Origin of the sequence: Mycobacterium sp. SMC-11, from assembly GCF_046250095.1 — a bacterium.
Taxonomy (GTDB): domain Bacteria; phylum Actinomycetota; class Actinomycetes; order Mycobacteriales; family Mycobacteriaceae; genus Mycobacterium; species Mycobacterium heraklionense_A.
In genome coordinates, this window is sequence record NZ_CP176430.1 from 1,640,290 (window position 1) to 1,657,996 (window position 17,707).

Annotated in this window: 14 protein-coding genes; 10 read left to right on the forward strand and 4 right to left on the reverse strand. The window is 66.6% G+C overall.

Annotation, left to right across the window (positions count from 1 at the left end; all coding sequences use genetic code 11):
- Positions 1–6 precede the first annotated feature (6 nt).
- Complete coding sequence (gene mbtN, locus ACKY0X_RS07775) at positions 7–1,179, forward strand: mycobactin biosynthesis acyl-ACP dehydrogenase MbtN (protein ID WP_409429545.1); 1,173 nt, start codon at positions 7–9, stop codon at positions 1,177–1,179.
- Here mbtN and ACKY0X_RS07780 read toward each other — a convergent pair.
- The gene (locus tag ACKY0X_RS07780; RefSeq protein WP_409428966.1) at positions 1,140–1,769 is read right to left on the reverse strand and encodes a GNAT family N-acetyltransferase; all 630 of its coding nucleotides are present in this window, start codon (positions 1,767–1,769) and stop codon (positions 1,140–1,142) included. The two genes, mbtN and ACKY0X_RS07780, sit on opposite strands and share 40 nt — an antisense overlap.
- Positions 1,770–1,895: 126 nt before the next feature.
- Here ACKY0X_RS07780 and ACKY0X_RS07785 point away from each other — a divergent pair, with 126 nt between their 5' ends.
- The 3 genes from ACKY0X_RS07785 (at position 1,896) to ACKY0X_RS07795 (ending at position 6,975) form a co-directional block, all read left to right on the forward strand.
- The gene (locus ACKY0X_RS07785) at positions 1,896–4,532 is read left to right on the forward strand and encodes an ABC transporter ATP-binding protein/permease (RefSeq protein ID WP_409428967.1); all 2,637 of its coding nucleotides are present in this window, start codon (positions 1,896–1,898) and stop codon (positions 4,530–4,532) included.
- Positions 4,529–6,268: an ABC transporter ATP-binding protein gene (locus ACKY0X_RS07790; protein WP_409428968.1), complete on the forward strand. Its 1,740-nt coding sequence runs from the start codon at positions 4,529–4,531 to the stop codon at positions 6,266–6,268. Before ACKY0X_RS07785 ends, ACKY0X_RS07790 begins: the two co-directional genes overlap by 4 nt.
- A 77-nt stretch (positions 6,269–6,345) precedes the next feature.
- Positions 6,346–6,975, forward strand: a complete 630-nt coding sequence (locus ACKY0X_RS07795) for a DUF3060 domain-containing protein (protein WP_409428969.1) — start codon at positions 6,346–6,348, stop codon at positions 6,973–6,975.
- A gap of 15 nt (positions 6,976–6,990) precedes the next feature.
- On the opposite strand, the gene ACKY0X_RS07800 is transcribed toward ACKY0X_RS07795, so the two are convergent.
- Positions 6,991–8,529 carry a (2,3-dihydroxybenzoyl)adenylate synthase gene (locus tag ACKY0X_RS07800; protein ID WP_409428970.1) on the reverse strand — a complete coding sequence of 513 codons (1,539 nt, stop codon included), beginning with the start codon at positions 8,527–8,529 and terminating at the stop codon, positions 6,991–6,993.
- An 86-nt stretch (positions 8,530–8,615) separates the two neighbouring features.
- On the opposite strand from ACKY0X_RS07800, the gene ACKY0X_RS07805 reads away from it, so the two are divergent.
- The 4 genes from ACKY0X_RS07805 (at position 8,616) to ACKY0X_RS07820 (ending at position 14,064) form a co-directional block, all read left to right on the forward strand.
- On the forward strand, positions 8,616–12,041 hold the full coding sequence (locus ACKY0X_RS07805; RefSeq protein ID WP_409428971.1) for an amino acid adenylation domain-containing protein: 3,426 nt from the start codon (positions 8,616–8,618) through the stop codon (positions 12,039–12,041).
- A gap of 231 nt (positions 12,042–12,272) precedes the next feature.
- A complete protein-coding gene (locus ACKY0X_RS07810) occupies positions 12,273–12,776 on the forward strand; it encodes a TIR domain-containing protein (protein ID WP_409428972.1) in 504 nt (167 codons plus the stop codon).
- Positions 12,777–12,778: 2 nt separating this feature from the next.
- Entirely contained in the window at positions 12,779–13,633 is an 855-nt protein-coding gene (locus tag ACKY0X_RS07815; RefSeq protein ID WP_409428973.1) for a macro domain-containing protein, read from the forward strand.
- Entirely contained in the window at positions 13,633–14,064 is a 432-nt protein-coding gene (locus ACKY0X_RS07820; RefSeq protein ID WP_409428974.1) for an HIT family protein, read from the forward strand. The genes ACKY0X_RS07815 and ACKY0X_RS07820 overlap by 1 nt, the downstream gene beginning before the upstream one ends.
- 129 nt (positions 14,065–14,193) lie before the next feature.
- Here ACKY0X_RS07820 and ACKY0X_RS07825 read toward each other — a convergent pair whose 3' ends face one another.
- Positions 14,194–14,577 carry a hypothetical protein gene (locus tag ACKY0X_RS07825; protein ID WP_409428975.1) on the reverse strand — a complete coding sequence of 128 codons (384 nt, stop codon included), beginning with the start codon at positions 14,575–14,577 and terminating at the stop codon, positions 14,194–14,196.
- A 431-nt stretch (positions 14,578–15,008) separates the two neighbouring features.
- Here ACKY0X_RS07825 and ACKY0X_RS07830 point away from each other — a divergent pair, with 431 nt between their 5' ends.
- A complete protein-coding gene (locus tag ACKY0X_RS07830; RefSeq protein ID WP_409428976.1) occupies positions 15,009–15,908 on the forward strand; it encodes a hypothetical protein in 900 nt (299 codons plus the stop codon).
- 620 nt (positions 15,909–16,528) lie between these two features.
- Positions 16,529–17,221, forward strand: a complete 693-nt coding sequence (locus ACKY0X_RS07835) for a cutinase family protein (protein ID WP_409428977.1) — start codon at positions 16,529–16,531, stop codon at positions 17,219–17,221.
- A gap of 9 nt (positions 17,222–17,230) precedes the next feature.
- On the opposite strand, the gene ACKY0X_RS07840 is transcribed toward ACKY0X_RS07835, so the two are convergent.
- On the reverse strand, positions 17,231–17,602 hold the full coding sequence (locus ACKY0X_RS07840; RefSeq protein ID WP_409428978.1) for a nuclear transport factor 2 family protein: 372 nt from the start codon (positions 17,600–17,602) through the stop codon (positions 17,231–17,233).
- Positions 17,603–17,707 lie beyond the last annotated feature (105 nt).

Here is a 17,707-nt window from a genome sequence, read left to right on the forward strand (position 1 = left end):
CAGGTGATTGCGGAGTCGGATGTCTCGGATATCGATGCTTACCGCGGCTTGCTCAACGAGGTGTTCGACCAGCAGGTCGTGGACTGGACGGCCGAAGCCGAGGACAGCGGGCGCTTTCCCCGCAAGCTGATCGAACACCTGGGCCGGGCGGGAGTCTTCACCCAGAAGTGGGCGAGCGCGCAGCCCACCGATGTCGCCAAACTGCTGGAGCTGGCCTACGCGCTGGGACGGCTCGGGTCTGCCGGCATCGGAGTCGGTGTGAGCCTGCAGGATTCGTCGATCTCGATTCTGCACCGCTTCGGCCGATCCGAGTATCTGAAGGACATCTGCCAGCGGGCCATCCGCGGCGAAGCTGTGTTGTGCATCGGCGCCTCGGAGGAATCCGGCGGATCGGACCTGCAGCGCGTGCAGACCGAAGCCCGTTCCGTGCGCGACGGTTTCGAGGTGCGCGGCCGCAAGAAGTTCGTGTCGCTGTCGCCCATCTCCGACCACATCCTGGTGCTGGCGCGCAGCATGGACCACGACGAGAACAGCCGGCACGGCAACGTCATGATGATCGCGGTGCCGACCGATCAGGTGCAGGTACACGAGCCGTTCAGCAAGGTCGGGGCGGGCCCGCTGGACACCGCACCGGTCGACATCGACACCTGGGTGCCCGCCGACGCTTTGATCGCTCGGCCGGGCACCGGGCTGGCCGCCATCTCCTGGGGTCTGGCGCATGAGCGCATGTCGATCGCCGGGCAGGTCGCCTCGTCGACCCAGAAAATTCTCGGCATCACCCACGCGCGGATGATGCACCGCACCCAGTTCGGTGCCACCCTGTTCGAGCATCAGGCCCTGCGGCTGCGAATGGCCGACCTGCAGGCCCGCGTCGACCTGCTTCGTCACGGGCTCAACGGATTTGCCGCCGGCGGCAAACTCGACCTGCGGACCTCCGCGGCGATGAAGGTCACCGCGGCGCGGCTGGGCGAAGAGGTGATCGCCGAATGCATGCACATCTTCGGCGGGGCCGGCTACCTGGTCGACGAGACGCCGCTCGGGCGCTGGTGGAGGGACATGAAGCTGGCCCGTGTTGGCGGCGGCACCGACGAAGTGCTGTGGGAGTTGGTGGCAGCCGGGATGCGCCCCGACTATGACGGCTACGCCGAGCTGTTCGACAACGGGTCGTCGTCGGGGTAGCGCAGCACCGCATAAAGCGCCATCTTGCGATAACCCATGTCGTGTTCGCCGAGGAAGACGCCGCCGACATATTCGGCCAGCCGGCGCATGGCCGTGTTGCGGTACTCGGGTTCGAACATCATCCGACGGCACTGCGGCTCGAGCTCGAAGACGTATTTCATGATGCGCGGCAACAAGATTGCCGCGAAACCGCGATTGACCACCGTGGTATCGGCGACGGCAGCGTGAATGCCCAGATCATGCGGGTCGGCCGCGTAGTACTTGGCGATGGAATCCTTTGCCGCCCGGTAGATCTCGATATAGCCGCCGTCTTGTCCATTCCGGCTGACGACCAACGGCCGCGAATAGCTCCCGTTGACCTGGGCGGTGAGGTAGGCGTGCCAGCGCTCCGGCGGCCAGGCGGACTCCCACGTCTGCGCCAGATGGGGACGGTTCATCCACTCGGAGATCATCTCCGCGTCGGCGTCCGGGTCGGCCACCCGGATCGTGTAAGGCTCGGCCAGCACCGGGATCGGGGGCGGCGGGACGCGGCGGACCTCGTCGGATAGGTCTGTCAGCTCGCGGTGCAGGATGGTTGCGGCGTCAGTCATAACGAGCAGTGAGCCTACCCGAGCATCTGTTCGGGTAAGTGAGGGTAGGGTAACCTAGGTTCGACTTGGCGGCGGGGCGCCGAGCCCGACTCCGCGGGGTGGGCCACCGTTGGCGAAAGGACCGTGATGGCGCGCGGCTTGCAGGGTGCGATTCTGCGGGGCTTCGGTGCTCGAGACCACACCGTAACGGTGCTCGAGACCAGCTGGATCGCTCCACATTGCATCCGAGTCTGGATGCATTCACCCACCCTGTTCACCGACGCGGCCGTCGAACCCAGTGCCTGGCTGCGGTTCTGGTTCCCGGACCCGGACGGATCGGACACCGAATTCCAGCGCGCGTACACCATCGCCGAGGGCGACGCTGAGAGCGGACGCTTCGCGGTCGACATGGTGCTGCACGAACCGGCCGGCCCGGCCACCCGCTGGGCCCGCACCGTGGAGGCCGGAGCCACCATCTCGGCGATGTCGCTGATGGGCTCGTCGCGCTTCGAGGTGCCCGACGCCGACGCGCAGCCCGCCGGCTACCTATTGATGGGGGACTCGGCGTCGATTCCGGGAATCAACGGAATCATCGGCACCGTCGCGCCCGATGTTCCGATCGAGCTCTACCTCGAACAGCACGAGGACGACGATCTGCTGATCCCGCTGCGTGAGCACCCCCGGCTGCGTGTGCACTGGGTGCCCCGCCGGGATGCAAGCTCGCTGGCCGCGGCGATCGAGGCCCGGGATTGGTCGGACTGGTATGCCTGGGCCACGCCGGAAGCCGCTACGCTCAAGGCGCTGCGGACCCGGCTGCGCGACGAGTTCGGTTTCCCCAAATCCGAGATCCACGCGCAGGCTTACTGGACCGCCGGACGTGCCATGGGCACCCAGCGTGAGCCGGAGCCTGCGCCGTTGACTGTGCCGGCCCCCGACACAAGCGCCAGTGCAGAGCCTGGTTCATGCGGCGGTCCCAGCTTCGCCTCTCCTTCGTCGAGACTCACTGAACCGCCGGGCGAGCCCAGCGTCAACGCCAAGGGGGCGTGGCGTGCGCAGGCGGCGGGACGGCTGCTCGGTCAGCTGCGGGTGCCGCTGATCATCTCCGGTGTCCTGCAGGCCCTGATCACCCTGCTGCAGTTGGCCCCGTTCGTGCTGCTGGTGGAGTTGGCCCGACTGTTGGTCGCCGGCGCCGACGAGGCACGGCTGTGGACGGTCGGAATCGCCGCCCTCTCGTTGCTGGGCTTGGGCACCTTGCTGGGCGCGGCTCTGACGCTGTGGCTGCACGTCGTCGACGCCCGCTTCGCCAGCGCGCTGCGTACTCGACTGCTGAGCAAGCTGGCACGGCTGCCACTGGGCTGGTTCACCGCCCGCGGATCCGGCTCGATCAAGCAACTGGTCGCCGACGACACCCTGTCACTGCACTATCTGGTCACCCACGCCATCCCCGACGCCGTCGCCGCCGTGGTGGCACCGGTCGCGGTGCTGGTCTACCTGTTCGTGGTGGACTGGCGGGTGGCGCTGGTGCTGTTCGTGCCGGTGCTGGTCTACATGGTGCTGATGTCGGTGATGATGACCCAGTCCGGCCCCAAGATCAGTCAGGCGCAACGCTGGGCTGAGCGGATGAACGGCGAAGCCGGCACCTACCTGGAGGGTCAGCCGGTGATCCGGGTGTTCGGCGGGGCCGCCGCCTCCACCTTCCGCCGCCGTCTCGACGAATACATCAATTTTCTCGTGGACTGGCAGCGGCCCTTCATCGGCAAGAAGACGCTGATGGATCTGGTCACCCGCCCGTCGACGTTCCTGTGGCTGATCATGCTGACCGGCACCCCGCTGATCATCTCCGGCCGAATGAACCCGGTGAACCTGCTGCCGTTCGTGTTGCTGGGCACCACCTTCGGCGCCCGCCTGTTGGGTATCGGCCTGGGGGTCGGCGGTATTCGCGGCGGGATGCTGGCGGCCCGGCGGCTACAGATCGCCCTGGACGAACCCGAACTCGCCGTCGAGCAGCATGATTCGGCACCGGTAGACGCGGCTGGGACGGTGCGCTTCGAATCAGTCACCTTCGGCTATCGCCCGGGTGTTCCGGTGATCCGCGACGTGTCGTTGTCGCTGCGGCCGGGCACGGTGACCGCCCTGGTTGGCCCGTCGGGCTCGGGTAAGTCGACCCTGGCCGCGCTGCTTGCCCGGTTCCACGACGTCGAGTCCGGATCGATATCGATTGACGGTCAAGACATCCGGTGTCTGACCGCCGACGAGCTCTACCGCCGGGTGGGATTCGTCCTGCAGGAGACCCAACTGGTGCATGGGACGGTGCGCGACAACATCGCACTGGCGGTTCCAGACGCCACCGATGAGCAGGTGCAGGCCGCGGCCCGTGCAGCCCAGATCCATGACCGGGTTTTGCGGCTGCCCGAGGGCTACGACACCGTGCTCGGTGCCGCCGCGGCGCTGTCGGGCGGGGAGCGGCAGCGACTGACCATCGCCCGTGCCATTCTCGCCGACACACCCGTGCTGATCCTGGACGAGGCCACCGCGTTCGCCGATCCCGAATCGGAATACCTGGTGCAGCAAGCGTTGAACAGGTTGACCCGGGATCGCACCGTGCTGGTGATCGCCCACCGGCTGCACACGATCACTGGTGCCGATCAGATCGTCGTGCTGGATCACGGCAGCATCATCGAACAGGGCAGCCACGATCAGTTGCTGGCCGCGCAGGGACGCTACCTGCAGTTGTGGGAGACCGGCCGCGCCGCGGTCACCGTCGGTGCGGAGGCGAGCCGATGATCCGCACCCTGATCCAGCTGATCCCGCACGACCGCCGCGGCCGGATGTTCGGTTACGCCGCGCTGACGCTGCTGTCGGTGGCGGTGCGGGCGGCCGGCACGGTGCTGCTGGTCCCGCTGGTGAGCGCGTTGTTCTCCGAGACCCCGAGCCGGGCGGTGGCCTGGCTGGGTTGGCTGACGGTGGCGACCGTCGCGGGCTGGCTGATCGACTTCGCTTGCGCCCGAATCGGATTCGACCTGGGCTTCGCCGTCCTCGACCACACCCAACACGACGTGGCCGACCGGCTGCCCGGCGTCCGGCTGGGCTGGCTCACGCCCGCGAACACCGCGGACGCGCGACAGGCGATCGCTGCCACCGGCCCCGAACTGGTGAGCCTGGTGGTCAATCTGCTGACCCCACTGATCAGCGCGATCCTGTTGCCGCCGGCGATCGCCCTGGCCCTGCTCGGGGTGTCCTGGCAGCTGGGCGTCGCCGCCTTGGGCGGGGTGCCGCTGCTGCTGGGGGCGCTGTGGGCCTCCAATCGGCTCAGCGCCCGCGCGGACGCCGCGGCCGGCGACGCCAATACCGCCCTGACGGAACGGATCATCGAGTTCGCCCGCACCCAGCAGGCGCTGCGCGCGGCGCGGCGCGTCGAACCCGAGCGCAGCACCGTCGGGCAGGCGCTGAGCGCCCAGCATGGCGCGGCGATGCGGCTGTTGCTTATGCAGATTCCGGGGCAACTGCTGTTCAGCCTGGCCAGCCAGGGCGCGCTCATCCTGCTGGCAGGCAGCACCACCGCGCTGACCGTGACCGGCACGCTCAGCGTTCCCGAGGCCATCGCCTTGATCGTGGTGGCGGCGCGCTATCTGGAACCGTTCACCGTCATCAGCGAGCTGGCGCCGGCTCTGGAGTCGACGCGGGCCTCCCTCGAGCGGATTCGCGCTGTGCTCACCGCGCCCGAGGTGACGGTCGGCCCCGGTCGCGCCCCCGAGGACGCCGGTGCCACGCGGATCGAGTTCGACGACGTCACGTTCGGTTACGACTCGGCGGGCGCCCCGGTGCTCGACCGGGTCAGCTTCACCCTGCAGGCCGGCACCACCACGGCCATCGTCGGACCGTCCGGTTCGGGCAAGAGCACCATCTTGTCCCTGATCGCCGGACTGCATGAGCCCACCGGCGGGCGGGTTTTGCTTGACGGGGTGGACGCCACCGAGCTGGACGCCACGTCACGGCGGGCCGCCACCAGCGTGGTGTTCCAGCATCCCTACCTACTCGACGGCACGATCCGGGACAACGTCCTGGTCGGAAACCCCGACGCCGATCAGGAATCGTTCCAGCGGGCCACCGAATTGGCCCGCGTCGACGAGCTGGTCGCCCGACTGCCCGACGGCACCGACACCAGGGTGGGAGAAGCCGGCGCGGCACTGTCCGGCGGTGAGCGCCAACGGGTCAGCATCGCCCGGGCGCTGCTCAAACCCGCGCCGGTACTGCTGGTCGACGAGGCGACCAGCGCGCTGGACACCGAGAATGAGGCCGCGATCGTCGCCGCGCTGAGTTCCGAACTGCGCCCGCGCACGCGGGTGATCGTCGCGCACCGGCTGGCCAGCATCTCCCAGGCCGACCGAGTGCTGTTCATCGATGGAGGCCGGGTCATCGAGGACGGGACGATCGACGAATTGCGGGCGGCCGGTGGACGTTTCGACGAATTCTGGCGACAGCAGAACGATGCCGCCGGATGGCAGATCCACGCCGGTTAGCACTTGGCAGTGGTCGCAAGCGCGGCGGAGCCGGGCGTAGCGGGCCACTGCCATCGATTTAGTGCGATCATTCAGGCGTGAACGCCGACGACGATCCCGAGGCCCGGATACGGGAATTGGAGCGCCCGCTGTCGGACTTCGCCCGACCCGTGGAACTGACCGCCCCGACGGCTGCCGTCGACGGGCAGGCGCGGTCGCGGTGGGGAAACGGCCGAGGTCTCGCCGTCGTCGTCAGTGTGATCGCTGCGGCAGTGGTGATCGCCGGCGCAGTCGCAGTGTTCCTGGCCTCCCATGACTTGACCAGCTCCGAGTCCGGGCGGCCCACCACACCCAGCGGTTTCACCCCGATACCCGTGCCGCCCGACGCGGCGCCAGCGCCCGAATCGGCGCCCGTTCCGGCGCCACCGGTCGCGGCATCGCCTGCTGTCCCGGTCCCGGACAGCAGTGTCACCCTCACCATTGCTGGAGCCGGAGAGAACAAGACCCTGGCCTGCGACGGCCGCTACGTGTCGGTGAGCGGGGTCAGTAACACGGTGGAACTCACCGGCCAGTGCGCCGGTCTGACAGTGTCGGGCATCGGCAACGTCATCACCGTCGACTCGACACCGAAGGTCACGGCCTCCGGTCTCAACAACCGAGTCACCTATCGCTCCGGGAACCCGGACGTGAGCACCTCGGGGTTCGACAACGTCGTCGAGCGTGGCTAGGCCGGCGAATTCGGGTCAGCCGAGCTGGCGGACCAACGCCTTCTTGTCGATCTTGCCGACCGCCGTGAAAGGCAGCGTCGGCAGCGCCGCCAGCTGATCGATGCGGACATGGGTGGCCACGCCGCACTCGTCGAGATGGCGGTTCAGCTCTGCCAACGTCAGCGGTGCGCCGTTGAACACGACTGCGGCGCAGACCTTTTCGCCCAAGTACTGATCCGACAGGCCGACCGCGGCAGCCGATCGAACCGCCGGATGCAGCAGCAGGTGCGCCTCCAGCTCGTCGGCGGCGATGTTCTCGCCGCTGCGCACGATCACGTCCTTGATTCGCCCGGTCACCTCCAGGTAGCCGTTCGCCAGGCGGCGGACCCGGTCGCCGCTGCGGTAGAAGCCGTCCGGGCTGAAGGATCGCTCATTGGCCTCGGCCGCGTTGTAGTAGCCGTTGATGGTGTAGGGCCCGCGCACCATCAGCTCACCCTCGGATGCTTCGGTGCCGTCCTCGTCGACCACGCGCAACTCGTCGTCGGCGCACAACGGCCGGCCCTGCGTGGTGTCGAGCAACTCCGCGGTGTCGCCGGGCCGGGTGTAGCAGAGCAACCCCTCGGCCATGCCGAACACCTGCTGCAGGCCCGGCGTCAGCGCCTCGCGAATCAGGCGGGCGTCGCCCGCGGCCAACTTGGCGCCGCCGACCTGCAGCAACCGCAGCGTCGTCGGCTTCTGCGGCTCCCAGTCGCAGGCGTGGGCCCACAGCGTGGCCAGCGCCGGCACCAACGCGGTGACCGTCACCCGGTGGCGGGCGATGGTGGCGAATGCTGCCTCCGGGCTGGGATCGGCGCCGAAGACCGTGGCGGCGCCCACCGACATGGCGCCCAGCAGTCCCGGGCAGGCCAGCGGAAAATTGTGGGCAGCCGGCAACGCCGCGAGGTAGACATCGTCGGAGGTCAGCTCACACAGCTGCGCACTGGCGGTGGCGTTGTAGACGTAGTCGTCATGGGTGCGGGGGATCAGCTTGGGCAGACCGGTGGTTCCGCCGGAGACCAGCAGCAGTGCCGGCGCGGCCGGATCGGGGATGACTCGCGGCGCGCGGGAGCCCTCGGGCGCATCGTCGATGACGAGCCGCCGCAGCCCCAGTTCGGCGGCCATCGCCGGGTAGTCGAATCCCGCAGTGGCGTCAGGGATCACGATCCCGACCGCCTCGCTGACCGCGGCCAGATGCCCGATCTCGGCAGCACGGTGCCCGGGCAGGCACAGCACCGGGATGGCTCCCACCCGCAGCAGCCCGAACAGCGTGACCGCGAACGCGCAACTGTTGGGCAACTGCAGCAACACCCGGTCGCCGGGGCCGACACCCAGCCGGTGCAGGCCGGCCGCCGCGCGATCGGCGGCCGCACCCAACTGCGCGTACGACAGCGTCGCGCCTCCATCGATCACCGCGGGCCGCCCGGGCCAGCGCGACGCGGCGTCGTCGAGCAGCGATGCCAACGGCCGTCCGCTCCAGTAGCCGGCCGCGCGATAGGCGGTGGCCCGCTCGTCGGGAAACGGTACGAACCCGTGCATCTGTACTCCCTGGCTTACCGGCGACCGAACCTAGATAGAGTAGCTTCGAGAAATTAGGGCAGCCTAACGAAGGGTGGAGTGGCGCGGTGGGGCCGGACGAGATTCGCGCGCAGGTCGCTGACCTGCTCGGCGCCGACGCCAGCGCCGTCGATCCCGAGGCCGACCTGGTCGGACAGGGGCTGGACTCGATCCGGATGATGAGCTTGGCCGGTCGATGGCGCAAACAGGGCATTGACGTCGACTTCGCCGCGCTGGCCGCCGACCCGCGCATCGCCGCCTGGCAGGACCTGCTGGGCGACCGGGGCGAACCGGCACCGGTCACCGCGCCGACGGACGAGCCGAGCGACGCCGACGCACCGTTTCCGCTGGCCCCCATGCAGCACGCCATGTGGGTGGGCCGCGACGACGACGTCGCGCTCGGCGGGGTGGCCGGGCACCTGTATGTGGAGTTTGATGGGCGCGCTATCGACCCGGACCGGCTGGCCGCCGCCGCGGCCGCGCTGGCCGCCCGCCACCCGATGCTGCGGGTGCAATTCTCACCCGACGGAACCCAGCACATCCGGCCCGATGCCGCACTGCCCGTCGCGGTGCAGGACCTACGTGGCCTGGACGCCACCGAGGTTGCCCAGCGCCTGGACGCCACCCGGGTGGCCAAATCGCATCAGCAACTCGACGATGCGGTCTTCGAGCTCACGGTGTCGTTGCTGCCGGATGGAACCGCGCGCTTGCACGTCGACCTGGATATGCAGGCCGCCGACGCGATGAGCTACCGCACCCTGATGGCGGATCTGGCCGCCGCATACCGGGGGGAGACGCTGCCGGAGCTGGGTTATACCTACCGGCAGTATCGCCACGCCACCGCCGACCGCGAAACCGATGAAAGCCACCGCCAGTGGTGGGCGCAGCGCATCCCCGACCTGCCCGACCCGCCCAAGCTGCCGCCGCCCGCCGGCGCCCCCACCGACCCGCGGCGCAGCACCCGGCGGTGGCACTGGCTGGACCCGGACACCCGCGACGCACTGTTCGGTCAGGCCCGCGCCCACGGGGTGACGCCGGCCATGACCCTGGCCGCCTCGTTCTCGCACACCCTGGCCAGTTGGTCGGACGCTCCGCGCTTCCTGCTCAATGTGCCGCTGTTCGGCCGCGAACCGTTGCACGACGACGTCGACCGGCTGGTCGGTGATTTCACCTCGTCGCTGCTGCTGGATGTGGATCTGAGCCAGGCCAGCACGGGCGCGCAGCGCGCGCACGCGGTGCAGGACGCCATGCGTACCGCCGCCGCGCACGCCGACTACCCCGGCCTGGCGGTGCTGCGTGACCTGAGCCGCCACCGCGGCACGCAGGTGCTGGCGCCGGTGGTGTTCACCAGCGCGCTGGGACTCGGGGAGCTGTTCGCCGACGAGGTAACCGCCGCGTTCGGCACCCCGGTCTGGATCATCTCCCAGGGCCCCCAGGTGCTGCTGGACGCCCAGGTCACCGAGTTCGACGGCGGCATCCTGGTGAACTGGGATGTGCGCGAGGACATGTTCGCGCCGGGCGTGATCGACGCGATGTTCGCCCACCACATCGCCGACCTGACCCGGCTGGCCGGCGGCGACGGCTGGGCGCAAGCCGCGTTGGCGGCGTTGCCCGCCGATCAGGCCCAGGTGCGCGCATCGGTGAACGCGGGCAGCGCCGAACCCAGCGGAGAAGCCCTGCAGGACGGGTTCTTTCGCCAGGCCGACCGCGATCCCGAGGCGGTCGCGCTGCTGCACGGGTCGGGAGGGCTGAGCTACGGCGAGCTACGCGATGAGGCGTTGGCGGTGGCCGCCGCGCTGCAGAAGCGTGGCGTGCGACCCGGTGACACGGTGGCGCTGCTGGGGCCCAAGGGCGCCGAGCAGATTCCGGCGCTGCTGGGCATCCTGGCCACCGGGGCGGTCTATCTGCCGATCGCGGCCGATCAGCCGCCCGAGCGCCGAGAGCGGATTCTGGCCCTGGGCGGTGCCGTGTTGGCCCTGGTTACCGGGGATGGGTTGCCCGCCTTGGAGATTCCGACGCTGGCGGTGTCCGATGCCGTACAGCACGCCCGCCTGGCGGACCCGGTTCGCAGCGATCCGGCCGAACTGGCCTATGTGGTGTTCACCTCCGGCTCCACCGGCGAGCCGAAGGGCGTCGAAGTCACCCACGACGCCGCCATGAACACCATCGAAACCCTCAGCGCTCGTTTCGGATTCGCTCCCAGCGACCGCAGCCTGGCGCTGCTGACCCTGGACGCCGACATGTCGGTGCTCGACGTCTTCGCCATGCTGCGCGTCGGGGCGGCGATCGTGATGGTCGACGAGGCCGACCGGCGCAGCCCCGAAGTGTGGGCGCAGCTGGTGGCGCGGCACCGGGTCAGCGTGCTCAACCTGATGCCCGGGGCGTTGGAGATGCTGGCCGCCACCGGCGGCGAACTGTCATCGGTGCGTGCGGTGTTGACCGGCGGCGACTGGGTGCGCCCCGAACTGGCGCGACGTTTTGCCGCGGTGGCGCCCGGGGTGCGGTTCGCCGGGCTGGGCGGGGCCACCGAAACCGCCATCCACGCCACGCTGTGCGAAGTTGAGGGGGACCCGCCGGCGCACTGGGCGGCGGTGCCCTACGGCACACCGCTGCCCAACATTGCCTGCCGGGTCGTCGGCGCCGATGGAGCCGACCGCCCGGACTGGGTGGCCGGCGAACTGTGGGTCACCGGGCGCGGCATCGCCTCGGGATATCGCGGCCGGCCCGACCTGACCGCCGAGAAGTTCGTCGAGTACGACGGCCGAACCTGGTATCGCACCGGCGATCTGGCCCGCTATCTTCCCGACGGCACCCTGGAATTCGTCGGGCGCGCCGATCACCGGGTCAAGATCAGCGGGTATCGCATCGAACTCGGCGAGGTCGAATCCGCGCTGCGCCGCCTGCCCGGGGTCGCCGAGGCGGTGGTGGTGGCGCTGACCGAACCCGGCGGGCGTGAGGTGTTGGCGGCCGCCGTGCGCACCGGCGATCCCGCGGTAAGCGTTGCCGGATTGCAGGCCGGGCTGGCCGAGTCGCTGCCCGAGCACATGATTCCCCGGCAGCTGCAGGTGGTTTCGGTGATTCCCTACACCGTCTCGGGCAAGATCGACCGGCGGGCGGTGACGGCCGAGCTGGCCGCGGCTATGGCGGCCGGCGACGGCTACCGCGAGCCGGCCGGTCCACTGCAGCGTGCCGTGGCCGCGATCATCGCCGAGGTGCTCGGCGCCGCCCGGGTCGGAGCAGACGACGACTTCTTCGCTCTGGGCGGCGATTCGGTGCTGGCCACCGCCGCCGTGTCACGCATCCGCACCTGGCTGGACGCCCCGGGCGCGGTGGTCGCCGACATCTTCGCCACCCGAACCGTCGCCGGGCTGGCTGCACGGCTGGCTGCCTCCGAAGCCGATCCGGGCCGGTTGGACGCGGTGGCGGAGGTCTACCTGGAAGTGGCGCAGCTCGATGCCGCAGAGGTCGCCGACGCGCTGGCCGATATCGACTGACGTATCTCGTTGGTGCTTGGGCCCATACCGCCCCGCGGCATGCGTTCGGTCGGTGTGGGGCGCTTCATTGCGCGGCGCAATCCTGGTTTGAGAGCAGCATCGGTGAAGAACCGTCCACTCCACGCCAAGAATCACTGCCAGATTCACCATGGGACTGCCCCAATACCGTCAACGTAGCTGTCGACGCCACAGCCTAGACTCAGCTCGCTACTAGGATGAGGAGAGCATGCCATGAGCTACCGCAATAAGACGTACGTGGCCTTCGCCAGCGAGAATATCCATCTATATCGGCTCATGGAGGCCTGGCGCGACAACGACAAGATCGACTTCCAGTTCTATGACGCACACGACCTCTACATCTCGTTGGACACTAGTAAGCCAGAAACTATCAAGCGCAATCTGCGAGAGCGCATGAAGAGTGTCAAGCAGGTGGTACTGATCGGTACTCCCGAAGGGAAGAAGAAGGGGGGCGACGGAAAGTCGTTTCTCGCCTACGAGGTGTCGATCATGATGGAGTTCGACTTGCCCGTGGTCATCGCCAACCACGACGGTGACAAGAAAGTGGATCGCAACTTCATCCCGAATCCGCTCCTCGACGCTGACTATTACACCCTTTCGGTAGCCTTCAGCCCCGCCATTATCAAGTACGCGTTGGACCACTACGCACCGGGTTACGCGACAAGCGGTAAGTCAGGGCCGCACTACTACGAGCAGCATATCTACGACAAGCTCTGACCGTGGCCGTCACTCGCGACTTGCGTAACCGACGCTTTTGGAAGAGCTTTGCAACTCATTTGTTGAGTGCACTTGGCGCACTTGCTACCGCTCTTACCATTATCGAGATCTTCTTCAACGACACGCTGAGCAGACTCGGCGGCTGGCTCTTCCTCCTGGTAGCTTTGGCGGCGTTCTTGTACGCGCTTAGGCGTTCCTGGCCGCGGCCCATCGAGCAGCATTACTCGACGCCAGACACTGTCATTCGGTTGGTGACTGGCGATCTTTTCAGCCAGAGCACCAGCCTCGTGATCGGCATGTCGGACTGTTTCGACGTGGAGACCCCGCACATCATCCGTACCGACAGCGTGCAGGGGCAGTTCCTCAGCCGCGTTTACAGAGGCGACCTCAGAAAGTTGCAGTCGGACCTTGCAGAGGCCCTCGCCGCAGAGACCCCGATCGAGGTGGGCGTTGACAAGAACGGCAACACGGACCGGTACGGGTGTGGCACTGTCGCTGCGATCAGGCAGCACCGCACGTACTACTACTGCGTGGCGTACACGAAAATGGACGAGCGCAACAACGTGTCGTCCACGATCGGAATCCTCTGGGATGCAATGGAGGAACTGTGGTGCGAGGTACGACGTCACAGTAACGGCGAACCGGTCTCCGTACCGATCATCGGCCTAGGGCAGTCGGGCCTGTCGACCGTGCTTCCTATCCAGGACGCGATCCGATTCCTGATCCTTACCTTTATGTTCGCTTCGCGCCAGGAGCGGGTGTGCGACGAACTACGCATCGTGGTTCGCGCAGAGGACGAGAAGCGAGTCGACATGCTCGAAATCCAAGATTTCCTCACGTCCCTAAAGAGGTCCTGATGAGCAGCCTCGTCGTACCTGACGCGCTTCCCTGTGCCTTCTGCGACTACCTGAGCGGCGCTCGGCCGTACACCATCCTTCATCGTGAAGATGCCGCCGCCGTGCTGGTCACTCGCGAGCAGCGTGGCATCGCTCACTTGCTGGTGATTCCAACGCGGCACGTGCCGACCATCTTGGAGTTGCAGGCAGTCGAGAGCCACGCTGTCGTGGACTTGCTACGGCGTGCGGCAACCGTGATCGACCGAGTGGAGCAAAGACCTGGGATCAGCGTTTGGCAGAACAACGGGGTGGACGCGCACCAAGCGATTCCCCACGTCCACTTCCACGTGGCTGGCACGATCGATGGCGGGAGCACGGAGCGGGGCGAGGTGGCCGAACTGAGCGTGGACGAGACGGAGGCCATCGCCTCTCGCTTGCGGCCTTTCTTCTAGCGTCCCAGTTCGCCAGAGGCAGTACTCGTGCAGGTCGGGCGGGCGACCCGCTCACCCGCGAACTAGGATCGCCACTTCGCGCTTCCGGTGGTCCTGCACAACGTCGTTGGATGTCGCCCCACTCGGCGATCACAGTCGGGCCGTGGGCAGCAGTGCAGAGATTGAGCAACCGGATTGGTTCTTCGAGCACGCGCTGGTGGACGCCGATACCTTCGCGTGCCAGTACGGCAGCCAAGATGTGCCGCCACTTGCAGCCCGCCGTGCTCGCAGATCCGGCATCGCGTACTCCTCGCCGAGCAGGACCAGTTCGTCGGTCTTTGAAACGATGATTGGACCGTCGAAGCGGGTCTCCTCGCCTTCTGGTGCCTTGGCGCCCCGTATGACGACTGTCTCGATAGCGGACATTGCCAACGGGATCTCAAGCGCATCCCCGGCGTCCAGCCTCTGATTCTGAACAAGCCTGAAACGATTGCGGAATGAGTACGACGGCGGCTCGTTATCGTCGCGCGTCATGGTCGCCGACCTTATCCGCTGTCGTTGTTGGCCAGATGCACAAGGTCGGCGATGGCGATGCAGCAAGGGCGCGCAGCTCCGGGAGAAGGGCATTGCGGGCACCGACAGCGCCAAGATGCTCGGCGGTGGCCCAGATAGTAGATAGTTGGAGCATGCGAGGGTCTGCGTCGAAGACACTGCTGCGGATCTTAGATGCAGTGACTGCCCTACTGCTGCTGCGTCTAGCGACTCAGTCGAGGGTTCGAAAGCCTTTGACCGCAAAAACTACTGTCTACACAAGTGTCTCTACAAGCCGGGACCGGACGTGGCCAACTTTTACATTCCTAATCCTAGCGGGTGCTGCAATTCTTGCATGCGGGTTTGCGACAAAGCCAAGCATTAATCCTGAGGCTCAGCTTGAAGGCCAACTTCTAATAATTACAGACGCAAAAGTGGCAAACGACAAGAAGGGCAAGATCGGGCTGCTTTTTGTTGAGTGGGATGAGGCTCACGGGATTCCGCTGAACGGCTTAGCCCCGCCGCCTTCGAGTTTGTCGCCAACGTCAAAATTACCAGATAAGCCGGATAAGGACACGGTTCGGACCCGCGTGATTATTACGCTTGAGAGGCCGGTGCAAGAACCAGCGGTGGTTAGATTTGCTTTTTCGGTCTCCGGCAAAGCTACGTATTTAGGGTGCCAACCGGAACCCGCCATACTCTCTTGCGGCGTAGGTGGGTACCGCGACGGAAAACTTAGAACAACGGGCATAGGCCTGGGCGGTGGGGGCGTGGACAATCGGTTTGTGCAGTTAGAAGGGTTATTGCCTGCTGGATCAATCCAGTTCGCTGCCACGGCAGACTTTAAGGGGACGGATGGCCTGGTCTTCTCCACAAGTGGGGCGCATAGTAAAGTCCGTCTGCCGGCGGTCTATTCTCGAACCGAGTCAGGTTTTTGTTGGCCCAATATGCCTGACTCCCTTGGTGAAAGCTACGCAGACTGTCGTGATATTTCATTTACTGTTGGATCAGCTATCACTGCAGCGCGAGCTAGCCGAATAAACTGGAACGAACGCCCCGACACCGGCGGCGAAATCAATGGACCTGGTCAATTTGGTGAAACCGCGCCGGCCATTCCCGTTGCATTGCAAACTGCAGATATAGTGGCATGGACATACACGCGCTCCGCAGATAGCTTTCTTGTACCGCCGCCCATCTCGGGCATCGATCAAAGTATTGTAGACCGGAATTCGGAAAAGAACTTCTTTTCGGGCATCTGGCTAGGTATCGGTGGCAGTGCGGTGGTTGCCGGGGCACAGTTGCTTTTGCAAGCAGTGACCCGCCGGAAGGCTTAACGTTGCTCTTCGATTTTGAGCGGGCGCAGGCGACCTCGTCGGGCGTTGGACCCTACTCAAATCCCGACCAACCTCTTGGTGAAGTAGTGACTGTCAAAGCCACTGTCCCCGGTACGAGCTGGACGGCGTGATGGGTTCTCCGGTTGCTGTCTTGGGCCTGCTGTCCGCCTCAACACTGGTGGTGCGGTCGGCCTGGCAGACGCTCAGCGCTCGCTAGACATCCTGGACGTCGTCATCTAATTCCCAGTTGCTATCGGCGGTATAGGCCATGGCCAGCGCTTCGCACACGCTTGTGCCCAGTTCGATTTCTCGCTTCAGGTCGCTTGCATATTTGTCCAGTTGTGGATCATCCAGACCGTGGCGGTAATCGACACTCCTGCCACTCCTGGCACTCCCGGTGACAGCGCCGTGACGATGAGTTCGGGGCTCTCTGCATCCACGCCAGCCGGTAGGTATTGAGCGTGCCTGCGATATCCGTCAGGGAGTGTCGTCGCCGGCGTTGCGCGTGTCATGCGGCTCGCATGCGGGCCGTACGCAAAATGCAGATAAGGCAGAAACGCCAGCTGAACCCTGCGATAGAGGCTGGTGGAGCACGGTCACGGTGTGCCAGCATCGGTGATATGAAAGCGCGCCGATCGCTCGTGTTGCTCGGTGTTCCGGTGGTGGTGGTGGCCTTGGCCACGCTGCCCAGCGCACCGGTCGTCGTACCCGCCGCCTCCGCTGCCGGCTGTCCCGACATCGAGGTGACTTTCGCCCGTGGCACCGCCGAACCGCCAGGTGTCGGCGGAGTCGGCCAGAAATTCATCGACGCGTTGCGCTCGCAGGTCGGGGGGCGGTCCGTCGGGGTGTATGCGGTCAATTACCCGGCAGGCGAGGACTGGCCGCCATCAGCATCCGACGGCGCCGGTGATGCGAACGCCCACGTGCAATCCATGGTGGCGACCTGTCCCAACACCAAACTGGTGCTCGGCGGCTATTCGCAAGGCGCGATGGTCATCGATCTGATCACCATCGCGCGGGCATCGGTGGCGGGCTTCAACGCCGCGACCCTGTCGGCGGAGGAGGCCGAACACGTCGCTGCGGTTGCGGTTTTCGGCAACCCCACCGACCGCTACCTGGGCGGACCGGTCAGCGAGATCAGCCCCTGGTACGGCGCCAAGGCCATTGATCTGTGTGCCGACGGCGACCCGATCTGCACCCCGGGAGCCCTGGCGCTGCCTACACACGACGAGATGTTCTCCGCGCCGCACCTGTCCTATGCGCAGTCACCGATGCCGGCTCAGGCCGCGGGCTTCGTGGCGAGCCACCTCTGACGCGGGGCTTTACCCGAGGATCTCCGACGCCCAGTACTCGCGCAGGCTGGAGATCCGCTCACCGGCGAATTCCAGGATGGCGACTTCGCGCATCCGCTTGCGCACGTTCTGGACGCGGTCGTCGAACGTCGCCTCCCACTCGGCGATCACCGTGCTGCCGTCGGTGGCGGTGTAGAGGTTGAGCAGTCGGGCATCGATATTGGCTTGCCCCTCGACCACCTTGCGCTGCCAGTAGTCGCGGATCCCGGCACGGGTGCGGATCGGCTCGCCCAGCACCCGCTCGTGGTAGGTGGCGTCGTCGGTGAAGATCGTGACGATGAGCTCGGGGTCCTGTTGCGTCCAGGCGCGCAGGTAGGTATCGATCGTGGTGCGGACGTCCATCAGGGGAGTGTGGCCCACAACCCGGCCTCGACTTCGCCGAACGTGCACTCAGTGCGAGGAAGCGGCAGAAAATTCGCGCTCAGTGCACGCTGGGCGCGGCGGAGG